The sequence below is a fragment of the Sphingomonas sanguinis genome (assembly GCF_001476905.1).
In the GTDB taxonomy this organism is placed as follows: domain Bacteria; phylum Pseudomonadota; class Alphaproteobacteria; order Sphingomonadales; family Sphingomonadaceae; genus Sphingomonas; species Sphingomonas sanguinis_B.
Genome location: NZ_LDTE01000187.1, coordinates 1 through 823 on the forward strand (window position 1 = coordinate 1; position 823 = coordinate 823).

The window sequence follows — 823 nt, forward strand, 5'->3', positions numbered from 1 at the left end:
AAAACCGCAGAAATCCGCCAATCATGACGAACAAAGGAATCCCGAAAATGGAAGGACAGACCGGAAACGACCTCTCTCCAATGGAAGGACGCCTCCTTCCAAATGGCGCATGGACCTTCGACATGGTGCAGGATCGCCTGGTCGAGGCGATGGTGACATGCTGGCGCGGTGGCGACCGTGAGCGTGCATGGTTGCATGTGCGCTCGGCATGGCCGGAGATCCAGCGTGATCGTAATGCGGGCGATTACGATGCGCGCGGTGGCGAGGCGTCCAGCTCGGAGGTGGCGTTGCGGTCCGCGTCCCTGACCCGCGTCGAGGTGGCGGAGATGGAGGAGGCGTTCGCCTGGGTCGGTCGCCTGTCCGTGGTCGACCGCAAGGTGCTGGCGGTCGCGATCGGTCAGCTGGCCAGCGGTAAGCGGGAGGTCGATTGGGGTCGTGTCCTTCGCAAGCTGGATCAGTCGACCGGGCGTGATGGTCTGCGCATGCGCTATGCACGTGCCATCGCCAGCATCTGCGAGGTGCTGAATGGCGGAAATCCACGGGCCTTGCGTGTCAATAGGGACGATGTTGCGGCGGTGTGATTTTGTCGGTTCGCTTATCGGGCAAAATCGGTCTATTTCTTATCACGCTGGGACGGGCCTTTAGGCGGTCATAGCGAACCTCCCCTGAACCTCGAAGGGCGGCGCGGCTTCGGTCACGCCGCCCTTCGCGTTTTTAGAGACATGCATGGGCAAGCTGACCAGCCTGCGGCCTCGCCTGTCAACGCTCCGGTCGAAGCTGGCGAGTGCGCCGGTTACCCGGCAGGAGCGCGATCGGGTCCGCG

Annotated in this window: 1 protein-coding gene; it reads left to right on the top strand. The window is 62.9% G+C overall.

Going from position 1 to position 823, the window contains the following annotated elements:
- Window positions 1–581 (top strand): hypothetical protein (locus tag SB4_RS18445; protein ID WP_241488698.1); only part of this gene is annotated, 581 nt, incomplete at its 5' end.
- Window positions 582–823 lie beyond the last annotated feature (242 nt).